At 68.1% G+C, this 16,867-nt stretch carries 18 protein-coding genes and 2 tRNA genes; 11 read left to right on the top strand and 9 right to left on the bottom strand.

The window, feature by feature from the left end; translation table 11 throughout:
- Positions 1-224 precede the first annotated feature (224 nt).
- From EXQ71_11480 to pheA, 6 genes are all read right to left on the bottom strand, one after another.
- Positions 225-581: a hypothetical protein gene (locus EXQ71_11480; protein ID MSO88119.1), complete on the bottom strand. Its 357-nt coding sequence runs from the start codon at positions 579-581 to the stop codon at positions 225-227.
- Positions 582-786: 205 nt separating this feature from the next.
- A tRNA-Ser gene (locus EXQ71_11475) sits at positions 787-878 on the bottom strand.
- 25 nt (positions 879-903) lie between these two features.
- Positions 904-988: transfer RNA gene (locus EXQ71_11470), tRNA-Ser, on the bottom strand.
- Between the two features lie 23 nt (positions 989-1,011).
- Entirely contained in the window at positions 1,012-1,773 is a 762-nt protein-coding gene (locus EXQ71_11465; GenBank protein ID MSO88118.1) for a hypothetical protein, read from the bottom strand.
- Positions 1,770-2,609 (bottom strand): TIGR03619 family F420-dependent LLM class oxidoreductase, encoded by an 840-nt coding sequence (locus tag EXQ71_11460; GenBank protein ID MSO88117.1) that lies wholly within the window; start codon positions 2,607-2,609, stop codon positions 1,770-1,772. The genes EXQ71_11465 and EXQ71_11460 overlap by 4 nt, the downstream gene beginning before the upstream one ends.
- A 31-nt stretch (positions 2,610-2,640) precedes the next feature.
- Complete coding sequence (gene pheA / locus EXQ71_11455) at positions 2,641-3,621, bottom strand: prephenate dehydratase (protein ID MSO88116.1); 981 nt, start codon at positions 3,619-3,621, stop codon at positions 2,641-2,643.
- Here pheA and larB point away from each other — a divergent pair.
- A complete protein-coding gene (larB, locus tag EXQ71_11450; GenBank protein ID MSO88115.1) occupies positions 3,608-4,342 on the top strand; it encodes a nickel pincer cofactor biosynthesis protein LarB in 735 nt (244 codons plus the stop codon). The genes pheA and larB overlap by 14 nt on opposite strands.
- 76 nt (positions 4,343-4,418) lie before the next feature.
- Positions 4,419-5,651, top strand: coding sequence for a nickel pincer cofactor biosynthesis protein LarC (larC, locus tag EXQ71_11445; protein MSO88114.1), 1,233 nt, complete (start codon positions 4,419-4,421; stop codon positions 5,649-5,651).
- Between the two features lie 101 nt (positions 5,652-5,752).
- On the opposite strand, the gene EXQ71_11440 is transcribed toward larC, so the two are convergent.
- Positions 5,753-6,724 (bottom strand): hypothetical protein, encoded by a 972-nt coding sequence (locus tag EXQ71_11440; GenBank protein MSO88113.1) that lies wholly within the window; start codon positions 6,722-6,724, stop codon positions 5,753-5,755.
- A gap of 26 nt (positions 6,725-6,750) precedes the next feature.
- On the opposite strand from EXQ71_11440, the gene EXQ71_11435 reads away from it, so the two are divergent.
- On the top strand, positions 6,751-7,533 hold the full coding sequence (locus tag EXQ71_11435) for a PaaX domain-containing protein, C- domain protein (GenBank protein MSO88112.1): 783 nt from the start codon (positions 6,751-6,753) through the stop codon (positions 7,531-7,533).
- A gap of 64 nt (positions 7,534-7,597) precedes the next feature.
- Here EXQ71_11435 and EXQ71_11430 read toward each other — a convergent pair whose 3' ends face one another.
- On the bottom strand, positions 7,598-8,275 hold the full coding sequence (locus EXQ71_11430) for an HAD family hydrolase (GenBank protein MSO88111.1): 678 nt from the start codon (positions 8,273-8,275) through the stop codon (positions 7,598-7,600).
- A 14-nt stretch (positions 8,276-8,289) separates the two neighbouring features.
- On the opposite strand from EXQ71_11430, the gene EXQ71_11425 reads away from it, so the two are divergent.
- The 4 genes from EXQ71_11425 (at position 8,290) to EXQ71_11410 (ending at position 12,359) form a co-directional block, all read left to right on the top strand.
- Positions 8,290-9,003, top strand: coding sequence for an MBL fold metallo-hydrolase (locus tag EXQ71_11425; protein MSO88110.1), 714 nt, complete (start codon positions 8,290-8,292; stop codon positions 9,001-9,003).
- An 80-nt stretch (positions 9,004-9,083) separates the two neighbouring features.
- Positions 9,084-10,055, top strand: coding sequence for a D-cysteine desulfhydrase family protein (locus EXQ71_11420; GenBank protein ID MSO88109.1), 972 nt, complete (start codon positions 9,084-9,086; stop codon positions 10,053-10,055).
- Between the two features lie 46 nt (positions 10,056-10,101).
- On the top strand, positions 10,102-10,584 hold the full coding sequence (locus EXQ71_11415) for a nuclear transport factor 2 family protein (GenBank protein MSO88108.1): 483 nt from the start codon (positions 10,102-10,104) through the stop codon (positions 10,582-10,584).
- Positions 10,515-12,359, top strand: a complete 1,845-nt coding sequence (locus tag EXQ71_11410) for a DUF2207 domain-containing protein (protein MSO88107.1) — start codon at positions 10,515-10,517, stop codon at positions 12,357-12,359. The genes EXQ71_11415 and EXQ71_11410 overlap by 70 nt, the downstream gene beginning before the upstream one ends.
- A gap of 29 nt (positions 12,360-12,388) precedes the next feature.
- On the opposite strand, the gene EXQ71_11405 is transcribed toward EXQ71_11410, so the two are convergent.
- The gene (locus tag EXQ71_11405) at positions 12,389-14,089 is read right to left on the bottom strand and encodes a methionine--tRNA ligase (protein ID MSO88106.1); all 1,701 of its coding nucleotides are present in this window, start codon (positions 14,087-14,089) and stop codon (positions 12,389-12,391) included.
- A gap of 187 nt (positions 14,090-14,276) precedes the next feature.
- Here EXQ71_11405 and EXQ71_11400 point away from each other — a divergent pair, with 187 nt between their 5' ends.
- From EXQ71_11400 to EXQ71_11385, 4 genes are read left to right on the top strand one after another with little or no spacing between them, the layout of a single operon-like run.
- Entirely contained in the window at positions 14,277-14,837 is a 561-nt protein-coding gene (locus EXQ71_11400) for a hypothetical protein (protein MSO88105.1), read from the top strand.
- Positions 14,834-15,235: a nucleic acid-binding protein gene (locus tag EXQ71_11395; protein ID MSO88104.1), complete on the top strand. Its 402-nt coding sequence runs from the start codon at positions 14,834-14,836 to the stop codon at positions 15,233-15,235. The genes EXQ71_11400 and EXQ71_11395 overlap by 4 nt, the downstream gene beginning before the upstream one ends.
- Entirely contained in the window at positions 15,232-15,657 is a 426-nt protein-coding gene (locus EXQ71_11390) for an acyl dehydratase (protein ID MSO88103.1), read from the top strand. The genes EXQ71_11395 and EXQ71_11390 overlap by 4 nt, the downstream gene beginning before the upstream one ends.
- On the top strand, positions 15,627-16,826 hold the full coding sequence (locus tag EXQ71_11385) for a lipid-transfer protein (protein MSO88102.1): 1,200 nt from the start codon (positions 15,627-15,629) through the stop codon (positions 16,824-16,826). Before EXQ71_11390 ends, EXQ71_11385 begins: the two co-directional genes overlap by 31 nt.
- Positions 16,827-16,867: the final 41 nt, after the last annotated feature.

Raw genomic sequence — 16,867 nt, 5'->3', positions numbered from 1 at the left:
CCAGCCGCCAGGACACCCGCTGGCAAGAACGCGCACAGCCGGCGCCGAGACCGCCTTGATCGATCAACCCTCATGGCCTATCTCCGGTTCGTACCACCGCTGGTGGCGGAGCTCTAGCACGACCATGGCACAAGGACTACCGGTCCACAAGAGGCACATGCGTTGCGGTTCGAGTGGCCCCTAAACGCGTTCCTGGCGGACCCATCCCGGCCGCAGCTCGGAGCTCAGTCCAGGGCCTTGGCGGTGCGGGTGAGTTCGTCGCAGGCGCTGTTGCCGACAGTGTCATTCCCAGTGCGGATGGCGAACAGGCTCCGGTTCCAGCTGGATGCGTCGGTTCGGCAGATGATCGCGGCGGTCACCTGGGCTTGGCGGACCGAGCACACGCAGTCTCGGTCGAGCGATAGCACGGTCATGCGACCTTCGGACTCGCCGATCGGGTAGCCCACGATGGCAGTGAGTTCAGGGTGGTCTGGATCGGGGGCGTAGCTGTCGTTGGAACACCCTTGCGGCGCGAGGTCCTCGACGATCATGTAGCGGGACGGCATCCACGGGTGAGGCAAGAGTGCTCCGGCAACGGTCACGGCGGCGAGCCCGGAGAGCCATGCCCCGAGTCGTCGGCGTTGGTCAGGGTATGCGGTGCGGTCGGTGAGGAGCCTCAGGCGTTCTCCGCTGAGGTCGCCGGAGACTTGATCCCGTTCGACGCCGACTCACGCTCGGCATCCCAACAAAGAGGCCCTGGTCGATTGACCAGGGCCCTACCTCTGGTGAGTTCGAAAGACGAACATCTGGCGGAGCGGGTGGGATTCGAACCCACGGAGGAGTTGCCCCCTCACATCCTTAGCAGGGATGCGCCTTCAGCCGGACTCGGCCACCGCTCCAGGGTGAGACAGGATGATACCAACGCGGAGCGGGTGGGATTCGAACCCACGGACCCTTGCGGGTCGACGGTTTTCAAGACCGTTGCCTTCGTCCGCTCGGCCACCGCTCCAAACGGCACGTTAGATCACCCACCTACTCGGGCCAGGCAAGGTTGGTCACCATGGACCGGAACGGTCCGGCGAGCACGCCCTCAACGGCTCCGGTCGCCCATCGAGCGCGCACGAGAGGATCGAGGCGAGCCGACGTTGCCACCACATCATCGTCGAGATACACGACCGTGATGAGTCGACCTCGCGGGTTCCACATCGGCACCGCGAACCGCTCGCCCTGATCGGCACCGGTCCCGAGCAAGGTGCTGGCCCGAAAGCCGTACACCCCGGCCACCCCCTCGACCGCCAGCAGCGACGGCCCGTGCTCTTGATGTTGCCACCGCAACCATCCGTCCAGATCGCCACCTTCCACCGGTTCCTCCACGATGAGGTAGACCCCGCGATGGGGGCGAAAGGGCACCGCCTCGGGCGACACGAGCACTCGGGGCGCGGCGGCGGCATGCTGAAAGTGAAAAGCCCCCAACAGAAACGACGTAGCCGGTTCCGGGTAGCGACCGGTTTCGGCGCAGCGGCGTCCCAGTTGGGCAAAGGACCGAAGGGTGGTCTCCACCGGGTCGCCCATGAAGTACCCCACCGCATGTCGAATCGGGGCCAGGTCCTCGCGCTCGGCGGCGCGGCCGGCCACGCACGCATCGTCGGCCCGCCACCGGGTGCCCAGCCGAATGCCGGGGATTGAATACTGCTCGGGCAAATGATCCAGGGCATGCCAGGCCAAATAGGCATCGTCGTCGCCGCTCAGGGCGCCGCCGGTCATCGAAAAGAACCCCACCTTCACCGGATTCACGATGCCAGCGCCTCCAGTTGTTCAAGATAGTGGGCCAGGGAATGGTGCACGATGTGGAGGTCGACCACGGTGGCCCCCGCCGCCGCCCACTGGCGAAGAACGTCGTCTACCACCGCCGGTGCCCCCATTGGATCCACCACTCCGGGGGGCTGGGCTACCACTTCAAAACCGGCGGGGGGCCCGGTGGCATCGAGCCAGGCCGATAGCTGTGGGCACGACACGCCGAACGGGGCCCAACCCTCGGCGTAGTCGAGCGCTCGGCGCAACGAGCGGCGGGTGCGCCCCCCGATCCAGAAAGGAACATGCGGGTTCAGAGCGTGGGGCTCCACCACCAGATCGCTGAAGTCGTAGTGAGTGCCGTGGTACTCCACGTCGCGCTGGCCGATGCAGGCCCGTAACGCCCGCAGGGCATCGTCAGCCCGCTCGCCCCGCTGAGCGAAAGGCTCCTCGAGCAGCGCAAACTCTCGCTCCAACGTGCCCACCCCCAACCCGAGAACGAGACGACCCTTGGCGATGCGGTCGAGCGTGCCGTAACGCTTGGCCAACTCCAGTGGGTGGTGGTAACCCAACACCAGCACGTAGGTGGCCAGCCGGATGCGGGTGGTGTGGCCCGCCAGACACCCCAGCGTGGCTAGAGGATCCCAGTAGACCGCCCCGCGTACGGCGGCGTCGGCCGGGGGCACCGCCACATGTTCGCTGCAGGTGAGGTGGTCGTATCCGAGGCGGTCGGCGGCGGCGGCCACCTGCAGAAGTTCGTCGATCCCGGCGCTTTCCTCCCAGGCTGCATGGGCCCCGGGCATCTGAGTGGCCACCGGCGGAATGATGCCGAGACCCACCCCGTGGCGCATCAGCACTGTGCCCTCCTCCTCAGCCCTGCAACTTGGACCGTTGGTCCTGGATCCAGGCGTCGGCGGAACGCCAGGCCGCCTCGGCTTCGCGCCGCACCGCTGGCCCGTTGACGCCCGCCGCGGGATAGCTGCCGAGGTATTTGATGTCCTCCACCTTCGATCGCACATCGCGCAAGCAGTCGGCCACCAGTTCGTCGCTGAGGTGCCCCTCGAGGTCGATGATGAAGCAGTAGTGGCCGAGGCCTTTTTTGGTGGGACGCGACTCGAGCTTCACGAGGTTGATGGCCCGGGCGGCGAACTCCTGCAGAATGGCCAGCAGGGAGCCGGGCTGATCGGTGCGCTGCAGCACCACGATGGTGGTCTTGTCGTGACCGGTGGCGGGCGGCACGACATTCTTGCCCACGAGGACGAAGCGCGTGGTGTTCTCCGGATGGTCCTCGATGTCCTCGGCCAGCACATCGAGGCCGTAGATTTCGGCGGCGTGGGCGGGCGCGATGGCGGCGCTGTGGCCGTCGGCTTCGACGGCCACGAGACGAGCCGCTTCGGCGTTGGAGTTCGACGCCGCCAATTCCACCGACGGCAGGTGCTGACCGAGCCAGGCTCGGCACTGCCCCATGGCTACGGGGAAGGTGAGCACGCGGGTGAGGTCCGCCAGCCCCACCCCCGGCGGGGCGAGAAGATGCAATTGTATTCCTAGCTCCACCTCGCGCTGGATGAGCAGATCATGCTCGAACGCCAGCGCGTCGATCGTCACGTTCACGGTGCCTTCGATGGAGTTCTCGATACCCACAAAACCGAAGTCGATCTCGCCGGAGTCGGCGGCAGCCAGCACCTCGGCGATGGTGCTCATGGGCACGAGTTCCTGGCTGGCGAGGTCGGTTTGACCTAGCAGTGCCTGCTCGGTGAAGGTGCCCGCCGGGCCAAGAAATCCAATGCGCAGGACCGTGGGTGCGGCATCGTCGGTCACGAGGGGTAATGCTACCGGGGTGGACGAAGCCACGGTTCTGCGATTACTCCAACAGGTGCGGTCCGGAGAAGTTCATCCGGACGACGCGGCGGCCACCCTGCGACGCCTGCCCTATGCCGACTTGGGCTTCGCCCGGGTGGACCACCACCGCACGATCCGCCAGGGTATGCCCGAGGCGGTCTACGGACCGGGCAAATCTCCCGAACACGCGGCGGCCATCGTGGCCGAACTCCTCGACGGCGGCGCCAGCCCGGTGCTGCTCACCCGATCGACCCCCGAGCAGGCCACTGCTGCGCTGGCCCAATCACCTTTCGGTGAACGTCACGGCACCACGGTCGTGTGGCGTCCGGCCGCCCCCCGACCGGAGCGGATCGTGATCGCAGCGGCGGGCACCGCGGATCTCCCGGTGGCCGATGAGTGCGCCACCGTCCTTGAGGCCTTCGGAATCGAACCGGTACGGCTGACCGACGTGGGGGTGGCGGGTGTGCATCGATTACTGAGCGAAGCCGACACGCTGGCCACGGCCAACGCCGTGGTCGTAGTGGCGGGCATGGAGGGTGCGCTCGCCAGTGTGGTGGGCGGCCTCACCCCGGCCCCGGTCATCGCCGTGCCGACCAGCGTCGGCTACGGCGCCAGCCTGGAGGGAGTTACCGCCTTGCTCGCCATGCTGGCATCGTGCGCCGCCGGCCTCACTGTGGTGGGCATCGACAACGGCTACGGCGCCGCCTGTGCCGTGCTCCGGTTGCTCAAATGACCACCACCAATCCTGCCGTCGGGGGACCTGGGGTGACCACCCGCGACCCCGGCAGCGGGCTGGGGTGGTGGTGCGGGTGACTCGCATTGCGTGGTTCCACTGCTTCTCGGGTATCGCCGGCGACATGGCGCTGGGATCACTGATCGACGCCGGTGCCGACGTGGACGAAGTGCGCTCGCTCCTCGGGCGTTTGCCGGTAGGGGGCTGGAATCTTGAGCCGGAGGCTGTGTTGCGCGGTGGAATCGCCGCCACCAAAGCCCATGTCCGGGTGGAGGAGACCACCGTGGTGCGCACGGCATCGCACATCGCCGGGCTCGTGGAGGAGGCCCGCCTCCCGGAGCGAGTGCGGCGGAGAGCGCTGGCGGTATTTGCGGCGTTGGCGGAAGCGGAGGGACGGATTCATCGCCGACCGGCTGACCAGGTGCACTTCCATGAGGTGGGCGGGCTCGACGCCATCGTGGATGTGGTGGGCACCTGTGCGGCGCTCGAGGTGCTCGGCATCGATCGGCTCTACGCGTCGGCGGTGACCACCGGCACCGGCATGGTCCGAGCCGCCCACGGCATCATCCCCAACCCGGCCCCCGCGGTGGTGGAACTGCTCGCCTCGGTGGACGCCCCCACCCAAGGCATCGACCTGGGGATCGAACTCACCACCCCCACCGGAGCGGCCATCATCGTGGCGCTGGCCTCGGGCTTCGGACCGATGCCCCCGATGCTCATTGAGCGCAGCGGGTTCGGCGCAGGAAGCCGCGAAATTGATGGTCGCCCCAACGCCACTCAGGTGGTGATTGGCGAGTCGAGCGAGGCGCTCGACCCCGGCCAACCGGTGATGTTGCTCGAAGCCAACGTGGATGACGCCACCGGCGAGACGTTGGCTCACACCATCTCGGCCCTGCTCACCGCCGGTGCCCACGACGCCTGGATCACCCCCATCGTGATGAAGAAGGGTCGCCCCGCCTACACCGTCTCCGCGCTGGCCGATGTGGCCCTGAGCGCGCAGGTGGCGGGGGTGCTCACCACCGAGACCGGATCGCTAGGCGTGCGGGGGAGCAACCTCGGGCGCTGGCCCACCACCCGCATCAACGACACCGTGGAGGTGGCTGGCTTCCCCGTGCGCGTGAAGGTGAGCCCTGGTCGCATCAAGGTGGAGCACGACGATGCCGCCCGGGTTGCGCAACGGGCCGGCATGCCCTTGCGCGAGGTGCTCTCCCTTGCGCAAGAAGCCGGCCGTCGCCTCTTGCATGTCGTGCCGGACCAAGGCCTCGAACTGGTGCGCCCACCGGACCACGACCACGACCACCCGGCCTGATCCCCACGCCCGCCGCCGACGGTAACTCCCTCGGGAGTGCACCGATGGGCCCGGTGCGCCCGAGGTGTTCGGGTGTCGCTCGGACCCGGGCGACCAGGGGCCTAGCGGGCCGGGCGGGAGCGCAGAGCCCGCCAGAGAGATCGATAACTCGGATAGGTGAGCTCCTCAGTGATGTAGCCGGCCCGCTCGAGCTCGTCGTGGAGCCGGGGCAGGTTGCGCCACGGCACCCCCATGTCCACATGGTGGGCCAGGTGCCACCCGGTGTTGAGCGGCACCATGCAGAATCGAGCCAGCCACGTCTGCCGCACGTGGTGGGTGGTTTGGCGTCGGTCCTTGGAGCGGGTCATGCCGCCGTGTTCGGCGATGGCGCGCAGCCGGTTGATCACACGCCACGACGTGAGCCACGGGCCAAGCCACAACAGCGGATAGAGCCACCACCGACCCAGCAGAATCGCCGCCATGATGAGGGGAATCTGCATCACGACGATGCGCAAGGCGAGCGGACGGGAAGTGCGACTCTTGAGCGCACCGAGGAGGCCCTTGAGATTCTTCCAGCCCGAGTTGCCCCGAACGTCCCGCCAGAGTTTGCGACGAAAACTGGCGGCGGTGATCGGATAGCCGTTGTAGAGGTTGAGGTCGGGCTCGTTGGGGCCGAACTCGTCCTTGTGGTGGGCGAAGTGCCCTCGCCGGTAGGCCTCGAGGGCGACGAAGGACGGGTAGGCCACGACCCAGCGGCCCACGGCGTCGTTCCACCACTTGTTCGTGAACAGGAGCTTGTGGGCGGCCTCGTGACCGAGGATGGCGAAGCGAGCGAACGCCGGTCCCATCAGCAAGAAGGCGGCGGCATAGGCCAGGGGGCGATCGATCCACACGGCCAGGCCAATGGTGCCCACGGCTTGCCCCCACGTGGCGACCACGGTGCCGGCATTGCGGAGATTGTTGATGCGGCGCAGGTCGGCCCGCACTTCGGGCACCGCCATACCGCTCAGGGTGAGGCGCGCGGTGGGCAAGACGGTGGGCAAAACTTCGACGGGCGGGACCATCGTGGACCGGGTATCTCGCACGCTGACCATCCCCGTACCTTACAGTTCCTCTACACATGTCGTCATCTAGTAATAACGGTACGCCCCTCACCGCCCGATCCGTGCTCGCCTCGGTGCTGCTCGGCACCCACCCTCCCTGGCTACCGACCGGGCGACTCGTGCGCACGACGGCGTTGTTCGGCATCTCCGAGGGAACGACCCGCACGGCACTGTCGCGCATGGTGAAAGCGGGCGAAGCCGTGGCGCAGAAGGGTGGCTACCGCCTCCACGGTCCGCTCGTGGCCCGTCAGGTCCGCCAGATCGCCAGCCGCCGGGCCACCACCCGAGCGTGGGACGGCACCTGGGAACTCATCACCATCAACCCGGCCCCGCCTCGCCCCGCCGCCGACCGGGCGGGCTTGCGCCACGCGCTCCGCGCCCACCGACTGGTGGAACTTGGCCACGGCGTATGGGGCCGCCCCGACAACCTCGACCCCCGACGCGCTCCTGATGCCGCCACCATCATCCAGCGGTGGTGCACCCGTTGGGGCGGAGCGCACCCGCTGCCGCCGCCCCGGGCCGAGGCCCTGTTTGCCCTGAAGGCCTGGTCGCGTCAGTCCCGCGCTTTGCGCTCCGACATGGCCCGGGCCCTCCCCCGGCTTGAGGCGGGCCGACCCGGGGCACTCGCGGCGGGCTTCGTTACCTCCGCCGCCGTCCTGCGCCACCTGCAGGCTGATCCGCTCCTGCCCGACCGCCTCCTACCGCGCCACTGGCCCGGCGTTGCGCTGCGCGCCGACTACGACCGCTACGACAAGGCCTACCGCGCGTTGCTACAGAGATGGTTCCGAGCGGCCCGCTGACGCGCTCGCCATGGCCCGCCGCCGCCTCGGCCAAACACCCGGGGCGCAAGGGTCGCACCTAGAGTCAATCGAGCACCTCACCGAGCGTGCGGATGTGGCGGTGATCGGTGGACGCGCACACCCCGAAAGGGTCCATGTGGGCCACCTGCATCCCCACGGCGGCACCGCCGTGCACGTCGTAGAGCACCCCGTCGCCGATGTGGAGGATCCGCCCGGCCGGAAGATCGAGCGCACCGATAGTGGCCTCGAACACCCGGGCATCGGGTTTGGCCACGCCCAAGGTGCCCGAGTCGGTCACCACTTCCACCGACACCCCCGGCCCGTCGCCCACCTGCAGCCACTCGTGACGACGCAGGTGGTCGGCCACCGTGCCATCACTGTTCGAGGTGACCGCCAACCGGAGGCCGGCCGCCGCCAATGCCCGCAGCCCGTCGCGCGACCCCGGCACCGGTTGGCACCACAGCGAGGTGGACAGCACCGCCAGCAGCGCATCGCGGGCCACGAGGCGATCGGCCTGGGCCACGCCCACCGCCGCCACGAATCCGGCGAGGTAGTCGGTGAACACCTCGGGGCCGGAGGCGGCCTCATCCATGGCGGCCATGGCTAGATAGTGGCCCACCCCGAAGCGTTTGATGTCGTAGGCCACCCCGGCGTGGGTGAGGGCGCTCGCCAGACGGCCGTGGTCGGGCACCACCAGCACACCGCCCACATCGAGGCTGACCGCGTCGAAGACTTGAGCCATAAGGTAAAGACACTATGGATACTCGCTTCTACTTCCGCCAACTTCTGGCCGGACGCGACATCGCCGTGGGCGATCCGATCGCCCGGCAGATGGTCAACTTTGTGTATCTACTGGGCGACCGGGAGACCGGCGAAGCGGTGGCGATCGACCCCGCCTACGACATTCCCGGCCTGCTCGAAGTACTCGATGCCGATGGCATGCGCCTCACCGGTGCCCTCGCCACCCACTATCACCCCGACCATGTGGGTGGCTCGATGATGGGACATTCCATCGCCGGGGTGGCCGAACTCCTCGCGCTGTCACCCGTGCCGATTCATGTGCAGGAGGCCGAGGTGCCCTATGTGATGAAGGTCACCAACTGTGCCGAGTCCGACCTGGTGGCCCACACCAGCGGCGAGAGGGTCATGGTCGGCCAGATCCCGATCGAACTGATCCACACCCCCGGCCACACCCCCGGCAGCCAGTGCTTTCTGGTCAACGGCTGTCTCGTGAGTGGCGACACCCTCTTTCTCGAAGGCTGCGGGCGCACCGACCTCCCCGGCGGCGACCCCGCCGCCCTCTACGACAGCCTCACCCACAAACTCGCCAAGGTGCCCGACGATACGGTGCTGTTCCCCGGTCATCTGTACTCGCCGGAGCCCTCGGCCACGATGGCCGAGACGCGCCGCTGGAACTACGTGTTCACGCCCACCTCCGAACAGGAATGGCTGGCGATGTTCGGCCGATGATCCCCGCCAGGAACGGGGCGGCGGTGGCCGCGTACCTGCTGGGGTCAGCCGAGCAGGGAACGGCCCGCTAGACCTAGTTGATGCTGGATCAGCGGGTGGTGCTCAGCCCGATCTCACCTACCCCGGTGCAGCCGATGGATCGCCTCGGGGCGACGCTCGGCCTCGCCGCCGGGCGACTGTGGGTGAAACGGGACGACCTCACCGGGTTGGCGGGCGGGGGCAACAAGGTTCGCAAACTCGAGCACCTGTGCGCCGATGCGTTGGCGCAAGGCTGCGACACGCTCGTCACTGGCGGCGGCCGGCAGTCGAATCACGCCCGGCTCACCGCGGCCGCCGCCGCGGTGCTGGGGCTTCACTGTCGCCTCGTACTCGGGTCCGACCCACCATCCACCGCCACCGGCAACCTGGTGCTCGACCACCTCCTCGGCGCCGAGATCGTCTGGGCCGGTCCCCTCGACTACTACGCCCTCGAAGCCGCCATCGAAACCGAAGCCGCCGCGGTGAGCGCGGCGGGCGGTCGGCCCTACGCCATGCCCCTCGGCGGCGCGTCGACCATCGGCCAGCTTGGCTACGTGGTGGCCGCCCTCGAGTTGCGGGCCCAACTCCCCGACACTTCCCTCATCGTGGTGGCGGACGGCACCGGCGGCACCCACGCCGGGTTGGTGGCGGGCTGGGGCTCGCATGATGCCGTGCTGGGTGTCGATGTAGGTACCCGCCCCGACCTCGACGACACCGTCCCGCGCCACGCCCTCGAAGCCGCCGCGCGGGCCGGCCTCCCCGCCCCCCGCGGCACCTGCCGGATCGACCACACCCGGTACGCCCCCGGCTACGGCGAACCCAACCCGGCGGCGCGCGAAGCGCTCGACCTCGCCGCCCGCCTCGAGGGCCTCGTCCTCGATCCGGTGTACTCCGGCAAGGCCATGGCGGGATTGATCGCCGCCGCCCGCGAGGGTCGTCTGCCCACCGACGGCACCATCACCTTCCTCCACACCGGGGGCATGCCCGCACTCTTCTCGCCGCGCTACGCCGACTGGATCGAGCAGCGCCCCTGAGCGCAGCCACCCGCACTCCTTAGGCGAGGTGTGCGAGCATCGCGTCATGCCCCACCCCGCCGCGGAGGTCGAAGCCACCCTGGCCCACTACGTGGCCGTGCGCGAGGCCATCGAGGCGGGCGAGCAAACGTGGTCTGACCTGGCGCAGTTCTTCAGCGACGACGCCGTGTACATCGACCCGGCGTGGGGCCGCATCCAGGGCATCGACACCATCCGGGCGTTCTTGGTGGAGAGCATGACCGGGCTGGAGGACTGGCGCTTCCCGCTGCTGTTCACCGCCGTGAACGGCGATGATGTGGTCACCGTCTGGCGCCAGATCGTTCCGGGTACCCGCCCCGACGGGCGCCCGTTCGTACAGACCGGCGTCTCGCTGCTTCGCTACGCCGGCCTCGGGAAGTTCTCCTTCGAGGAGGACCTGCTGAACATGACCCATGTCCTTGAAGACCTCGCGGAGAGCCGATGGCGGCCCGGCCCGGGCTTCAGCATCCCCCCGGACCACCCGAACCGCGACGTGTCCCGTCCCGCCTGAGCGGTACGGTCTCCTCAGTGCAACGGTCCACACGACGGCGGCTAGATGTGGTGGTGCTGGCGGGCGCTGCCGGGCTTGGAGCCGTCGCCGTCGCCATCGGCGGGGCGCTCAGTCATCATGAGCGCATCACCCAGATGTGGGTGGCGGCGGAGGTCCACGACGACAACACCAGCAGCATTCGTGAGGTGATCGATTACGACACCGGCATCACCCCGGCGGCCCACGGCATTTTTCGGCGCATCCCTGGTCTCACCGTGGAAACCCCGGTGCGGGTGACCTCACCCAACGCCCCCGCCACCATCGCCGCCAAAACCCCGTACTTTTTCGACGGCGGGGAGGCCGGGGTCGAAGTGAAGATCGGCGATCCCAACACCACCATCTCGGGGAGTTACCGCTACCTCATCAACTACGAATCCGCCGACTTGATGGCGGGCCGGAATCTCCAATGGGATGCCATCGGGACGGGTTGGGAACTCGACATTGATCAGGCCACCGTGCATGTGGTCGCCCCGTGGATCTTTACCAATCCCCTCTGCCAGATCGGGGCCGTCGGGAGCACGGAGGCGTGTGCGATCACCCAACCCGAGCCCGGCCATCTCGTGGCCCAGGTCGGGTCGCTGTCGGCTGGCCAAGGGGTCACGATCCGCGCCAGCCGCGGGGTGTTCCTCGACGAGGCGCCGCCCGGTCCCTCCGAGGCCCCCGCAGTCCCCGCCACCCCCGGTGGGGGCATCCTCCTGCCGGCGACGGCGGGCCTCATCGCGGGGCTCACCGGGGCGGTGGTGGCTTCGCGACTGGTTCGGCGGGCAGGCCGGGAGCGCGTAGGCGCGGGCGGGCCCGCCGATGCGGCGTGGGCGGGCGGGGACGCCGCCGCATCGGAGGAGCGAATCGACGAAGCGGCCCTGGAGCAGTTGACCACCATCGAATTTGCTCCCCCGGAAGGGCTTTCGCCGTCGCAGGGCGGGGTCATCCTGGCCGAGCAGGTCCTCAGCGAGCACAAGGTGGCGTGGCTGATCGCGGCGGCCGCCGCCGGTTCGCTGGATCTGGTGGACGAGCAGGGCCGCACGGTGGCCCTCACCCGCCGGGCCCCGGGCACTCCCGACGAAGCGGCCATCCTCAACGTGGCCTTCGCGGGACGCGACACCATCGGACTGGGCAGCTACGACAAGTCCTTCGCCACGGCCTGGGGCCTCATCGGCCAGCAGCTCAACAACTGGGCTGTGACCAGCGGAATTTGGGATGGCCAGGCGGATCGGCGCAAGTTCCGCATCCGGCTCTGGGGCGGCATCGCGGTCTTGCTCGGTGGGCTGATGGCAACGCGCGGGGGCTATCTAGTAGCCGACTCAGGCCGGAAGTGGCTACCGCTGGTGATCGTGGGCGCGCTACTCGCCGGCGGGGGGTTCGCGGCGGCGTGGCGCGGCTGGGAACTGCGGGTGCGCACGCCCCTGGGCAGCGGGCTCTGGCTGCAGGTCGAGTCGTTCCGCAACTTCCTGGCCCAGTCCGAGACGTTCCACGCCGAACAAGCCGCCGAACGCGGGGTACTTCGGGAGTACACAGCCTGGGCGGTGGCCCTCGGGGAAATCGACCGTTGGTCAGCGGCGGTGGCGGCGTCCGCCACCATCCCCCCGGAGGCCGGTGTCAGCGTTGCCCTCCTGGCCCCAGGGGTGAATCGCGCCATGTCTTCCGCGGCCACTGCGCCCACGTCTAGTGGCGGGGGCTTCAGCGGGGGCGGCGGCGTGGGCGGAGGCGGCGGCGGCGGCGGAGGCGGCAGTTGGTAGTGCGGTGATCGCCGAGGGGAGCGGGCCGCTTACCGCTCCAGTGGAGGACCACCGAAGCGGGCTTCGAGGGCGCTGGTTTCCTCGTCGCTGATCTTGGCGAAGAGCACCGGTGGGATCGAGATGGGGTGCCCCGGAGCCAGCTCCTGCAGTTCGTCGTCGATGCCATCGGCCTGGGGCCAGCGAGTCTCGCCCACCCCTAAGGCATCGAGCACCGTTGTTGCTGATGCCGGGATCACCGGCGCCGCCAGTAGCGACAGCACGCGCACGAGGTTGATCACCGTTCGGAAGATCACGGCGGCGCCATCAGGGTCTGTCTTCACCACCTTCCACGGTTCGCTCTGTTCCCAATAGGTGTTGGCCAGTGACCAACCCCGGCGGAGTTCGGTGGCCGACTTGCGAAGTTCCTTGTCAGCCAGACGTTGCGTGTAGGAAGCCACGATGTGGGCGAGGTCGGCGGCCACCTGACGCTCCCGCTCCCCCGGGGTACCCCCATCGGGCACCACGGGTCCGTAGTGCTTGGCCGAGAGAGTGAGGCAGCGGTTCACGAGGTTGCCGAACGAGTCGGCGAGATCTTTGTTCACGGCCACCGCAAAGCCGTCCCAGGTGAAACTGGCGTCACTCGATTCCGGAGCGTTGGCGAAGAGGTACCAGCGCCAGTAGTCGGCGGGGAAGGTCTCCAGGGCCTGGTCCATGAAGACTCCGCGTTGCTCGCTGGTGGAGAACTTGCCGCCGTAATAGGTGAGCCAGTTGAAGCCTTTGATCTGGTCGGCTCGCTTCCAGGGTTCGCGGGACCCAATGAGGGTCACCGGGAACGACACCGTGTGGAACGGCACGTTGTCTTTGGCCATGAACTGCGTGTAGTCCACGTCGTGGGTGTCGTACCACCAACTCCGCCAGTCGCGGTGGTCGGGATCGAGGGCGGCCCATTCGGCGGTGGCCCCGATGTATTCGATGGGGGCGTCGAACCAGACGTAGAACACCTTGCCCTCGAAACCCGGGCGATCAACCGCCACGCCCCAGTCCAGATCGCGGGTGATACCGCGATCATGCAGACCCTCGGTGATCCACTTGCGGGCGATCGACAGGGTGAGGGCGGGCCAGATGTCGGCATGGGCTTCTATCCAATCCGCCACCTCGTCGGCCAGCTTGGATTGCAACAGGTACAGGTGCTTGGTCTCGCGTACCTCAAGATCAGTACTCCCCGAGATCGCCGAGCGAGGGTCGAGCAGATCGGTGGGGTCGAGCACTCGGGTGCAGTGTTCGCACTGGTCGCCCCGGGCGTTCCCATAGCCGCAGTGGGGGCAGGTCCCCACGATGTAGCGATCGGGCAGGAAGCGCTGATCCACGGGTGAGTACACCTGGTTGGTGGTGCGTTCCTCGAGGTAGCCCTGCTCGTCGAGGCGCCGGGCGAAGTGTTGGGTGAGGTCGTGGTTTTCCGGGGACGAACTGCGGCCGAAGTAGTCCCAACTCAGGCCGAAGCGAGCACCGATGTCGGCCTGGATGTTGTGCTGCAGGCGGCAGAACTCGGCCACCGGTAGACCAGCGGCCTGAGCCGCCAGCTCGGCCGGCGTGCCGTGCTCATCGGTGGCGCAGATGAAGAGCACCTCCTCGCCCTGTAAGCGCAGGTAACGAGCGTAGATGTCGGCTGGCAACATGGACCCGATCAGATTGCCGAGGTGTTTCACGCCGTTGATGTAGGGCAACGCGCTGGTGATGAGGTGCCTGGTCATGGGCTTCGCAGGCTACCGGCCCATCCCGCCGCGCCCGGCGCGCCGGGATGGGTGAGGGTCACCGTGGTCGCCTGGCGCAATGGTCCCGCGGCGGCTGTGGTAGGACGGGATCACGCCGATCCACGGTTCTCCGGCTCGGCGGCCACCACCGCATCGTGCACGACCCCGACAGGAGGCCTCAGCCCTGATGACCAGCGCGGAACCGGAGTCTTTGGCCCAACGTTTGGAAGCGCTGGTGGGCACCCCAGTGGGCCCTTCGGGCCCGTCGGTCGGACCGGATCCGGTGAATCAACCAATGATCAGGCACTGGGCGGCCGCCTTCGAAGATGCCAATCCGGCGTACACGGATCCTGCCTGGGCGGAGGCTTCCTCCTTCGGGGAGATCGTGGCGCCCCCGCTCATGCTGCAGACCTGGGTGTTACCCACCCCGGTCATCACCGGGATCGCGCAGCGGGGCGGATCGCCGGTGGAACTCGAAGGGTCCGGTCCGCTGGGGGTGCTCGACGATGCCGGGTTCGTGGGCACCTTGGCCTCGAACTCCGAGTTCGAGATCGAGCGCTACCTTCACCTGGACGAGGTGCTCTCCGCCACCACGATCATCGAATCCATTTCACCCGAAAAGCGCACTCGCATCGGGCCGGGACACTTCATCACCTGGGTCACCACCTGGCGCGACGAAGCCAATGAAGTGGTGGGCCGGCAGATGTTCCGGATTCTGAAGTTCAAGCCGGAACTGTCGGGGCCATGAGCCGCATTGAGCCGTCGATGTCGCCGGATACCGCCTTCTTTTGGGAGGGGGTCTCGCAGGGCCGGTTGTTGGTCCAACGCTGCGGTGGGTGCGATGCCCTCAGGCATCCACCCCGACCAATGTGCCCGGCCTGCCAATCGCTGTCCTGGGACCCCTACGAGACCACGGGCCGGGGCGAGGTGTACAGCTTCGTCATGCCCCGCCACCCCCGCTATCCGGGCTTCGACGACCCCCATATCGCCGCGTTGGTGGAACTAGAGGAAGGCCTCCGGCTGGTGTCGAACCTTGGCGAAGTGGAACCGGAGGATGTGACCATCGGGATGCCCGTCGAGGTGTTCTACGCCACCTTCGATGGCGGAATCGTGTTGCCCCAGTTTCGCCCGGCGGCCCCCGCATGACCCTCACCATCCACGACGTAGCGGAGGGCGATGCCCTCACCCCGCTGGTGATCGTGGCCACCGCCACCGTGATCGTGGCGGGGGCATTGGCCACGCGCGACTTCATGCCCGTGCACCACGACAAGACCTACGCCGAGTCGCAGGGGGCACCCGACATCTTCATGAACATCCTCTCCAGCAACGCCTATTGCAGTCGCTTCCTCACCGACTGGGCGGGGCCCGAGGTGATGGTCCGACGGGTGGCGATTCGCCTCGGGGTGCCCGTGTTCCCCAACTCCACCCTCACCTTTACCGGCACCGTCACCGCCGTGGAGGTCGCCACCGCCACCGTGGAGGTCGCCCTGCAAGCCAGCACCGACATGGGCGATCACCTCACTGGTACTGCGTCGCTATGCCTTCCTCGCGGGGGGGCAAACGGGTGACGGCCTGGCTCAAGGATCGGGCCGCCATCGTGGGGATCGGCCAGACCGAATTCTCGAAGGCTTCGGGCCGGACGGAACTCCAACTGGCCTGTGAGGCCGTGAAGGCGGCCCTCGACGACGCCGGTCTGCGACCGTCGGATGTTGATGGACTGGTTACCTTCACGATGGACACCAGCGAAGAGATCGAGGTCGCCCGCAACCTCGGCATCCCCCACCTGTCGATGTTTTCGCGCATCCCCTATGGAGGCGGTGCGGCGGCGGGAACCGTCCTGCACGCGGCGATGGCCGTGGCCACCGGGGTGGCCGACGTGGTGGTCTGTTACCGGGCCTTCAACGAGCGGTCTGGGTTCCGCTTCGGCGACACCGGCAGTGTCCTCGGCGGTGGGCTACCGCTGTGGCTGTCGTGGTACGCGCCCTACGGGATGCTCACCCCGGCGTCGTGGGTGGCGCTGCACGCCCGGCGGTACATGCACACCTACGGCGTCACCAACGAGCATTTCGGGGCCATTGCGGTGGTAGACCGCCACCACGCCGCCACCAACCCCGACGCCTGGTTCTACCAACGGCCCATCACCCTGGCCGACCACCAGGCGTCACGGTGGATCGTCGAACCCGTGCTGCGTTTGCTCGACTGCTGCCAAGAGAGCGACGGAGGGGCGGCCCTGGTGATCACCACCGCCGACCGGGCGCGTGATCTGGCCCACCGGCCCGCGCTCATCACCGCCGCCGCCCAGGGCGCGAGTAGCGACGGCGAGATGATGACGAGTTACTACCGCGACGATCTCACCGGCCTGCCCGAGATGGGGGTGGTGGCGCAGCGTCTTTGGAAGGCGTCGGGGCTTCGCCCCTCCCACATCACCACCGCGTTCCTCTACGACCACTTCACCCCGTTTGTCCTCATGCAACTCGAGGAACTCGGGTTCTGCGGCCGGGGGGAGGCCAAGGATTTTGCCACCGTTGAGAATCTCAGCATTGGTGGGGTGCTGCCGATCAACACCAACGGCGGTTTGCTGGGCGAGGCGTACCTGCACGGGATGAACGGGATTACCGAGTCGGTGCGCCAGATTCGCGGCACGGCGTGCAACCAAGTGCCCGATGTGGAACACATCCTCGTCACCGCCGGCACCGGTGTGCCGACCAGTGGCCTGATCCTCAGCCCCTCGGCCTAACCCGCCATCGCCCCGGTGGGCGGTCCGGAGGGAGTTGACCC

The sequence above is a fragment of the Acidimicrobiia bacterium genome (assembly GCA_009694375.1).
In the GTDB taxonomy this organism is placed as follows: domain Bacteria; phylum Actinomycetota; class Acidimicrobiia; order Acidimicrobiales; family VFJN01; genus VFJN01.
The sequence above is the reverse complement of the archived record's forward strand: the minus strand, read 5'-3'. Positions and strand labels throughout refer to the sequence as shown.

Excerpts from the sequence above, each read along its gene's own strand:
- EXQ71_11440 (MSO88113.1), bottom strand. The coding sequence starts at position 6,724 with ATGGTCAGCGTGCGAGATACCCGGTCCACGATGGTCCCGCCCGTCGAA.
- EXQ71_11435 (MSO88112.1), top strand. The coding sequence starts at position 6,751 with ATGTCGTCATCTAGTAATAACGGTACGCCCCTCACCGCCCGATCCGTG.
- EXQ71_11430 (MSO88111.1), bottom strand. The coding sequence starts at position 8,275 with ATGGCTCAAGTCTTCGACGCGGTCAGCCTCGATGTGGGCGGTGTGCTG.
- EXQ71_11425 (MSO88110.1), top strand. The coding sequence starts at position 8,290 with ATGGATACTCGCTTCTACTTCCGCCAACTTCTGGCCGGACGCGACATC.
- EXQ71_11420 (MSO88109.1), top strand. The coding sequence starts at position 9,084 with ATGCTGGATCAGCGGGTGGTGCTCAGCCCGATCTCACCTACCCCGGTG.
- EXQ71_11415 (MSO88108.1), top strand. The coding sequence starts at position 10,102 with ATGCCCCACCCCGCCGCGGAGGTCGAAGCCACCCTGGCCCACTACGTG.
- EXQ71_11410 (MSO88107.1), top strand. The coding sequence starts at position 10,515 with ATGGCGGCCCGGCCCGGGCTTCAGCATCCCCCCGGACCACCCGAACCG.
- EXQ71_11405 (MSO88106.1), bottom strand. The coding sequence starts at position 14,089 with ATGACCAGGCACCTCATCACCAGCGCGTTGCCCTACATCAACGGCGTG.
- EXQ71_11400 (MSO88105.1), top strand. The coding sequence starts at position 14,277 with ATGACCAGCGCGGAACCGGAGTCTTTGGCCCAACGTTTGGAAGCGCTG.
- EXQ71_11395 (MSO88104.1), top strand. The coding sequence starts at position 14,834 with ATGAGCCGCATTGAGCCGTCGATGTCGCCGGATACCGCCTTCTTTTGG.
- EXQ71_11390 (MSO88103.1), top strand. The coding sequence starts at position 15,232 with ATGACCCTCACCATCCACGACGTAGCGGAGGGCGATGCCCTCACCCCG.
- EXQ71_11385 (MSO88102.1), top strand. The coding sequence starts at position 15,627 with ATGCCTTCCTCGCGGGGGGGCAAACGGGTGACGGCCTGGCTCAAGGAT.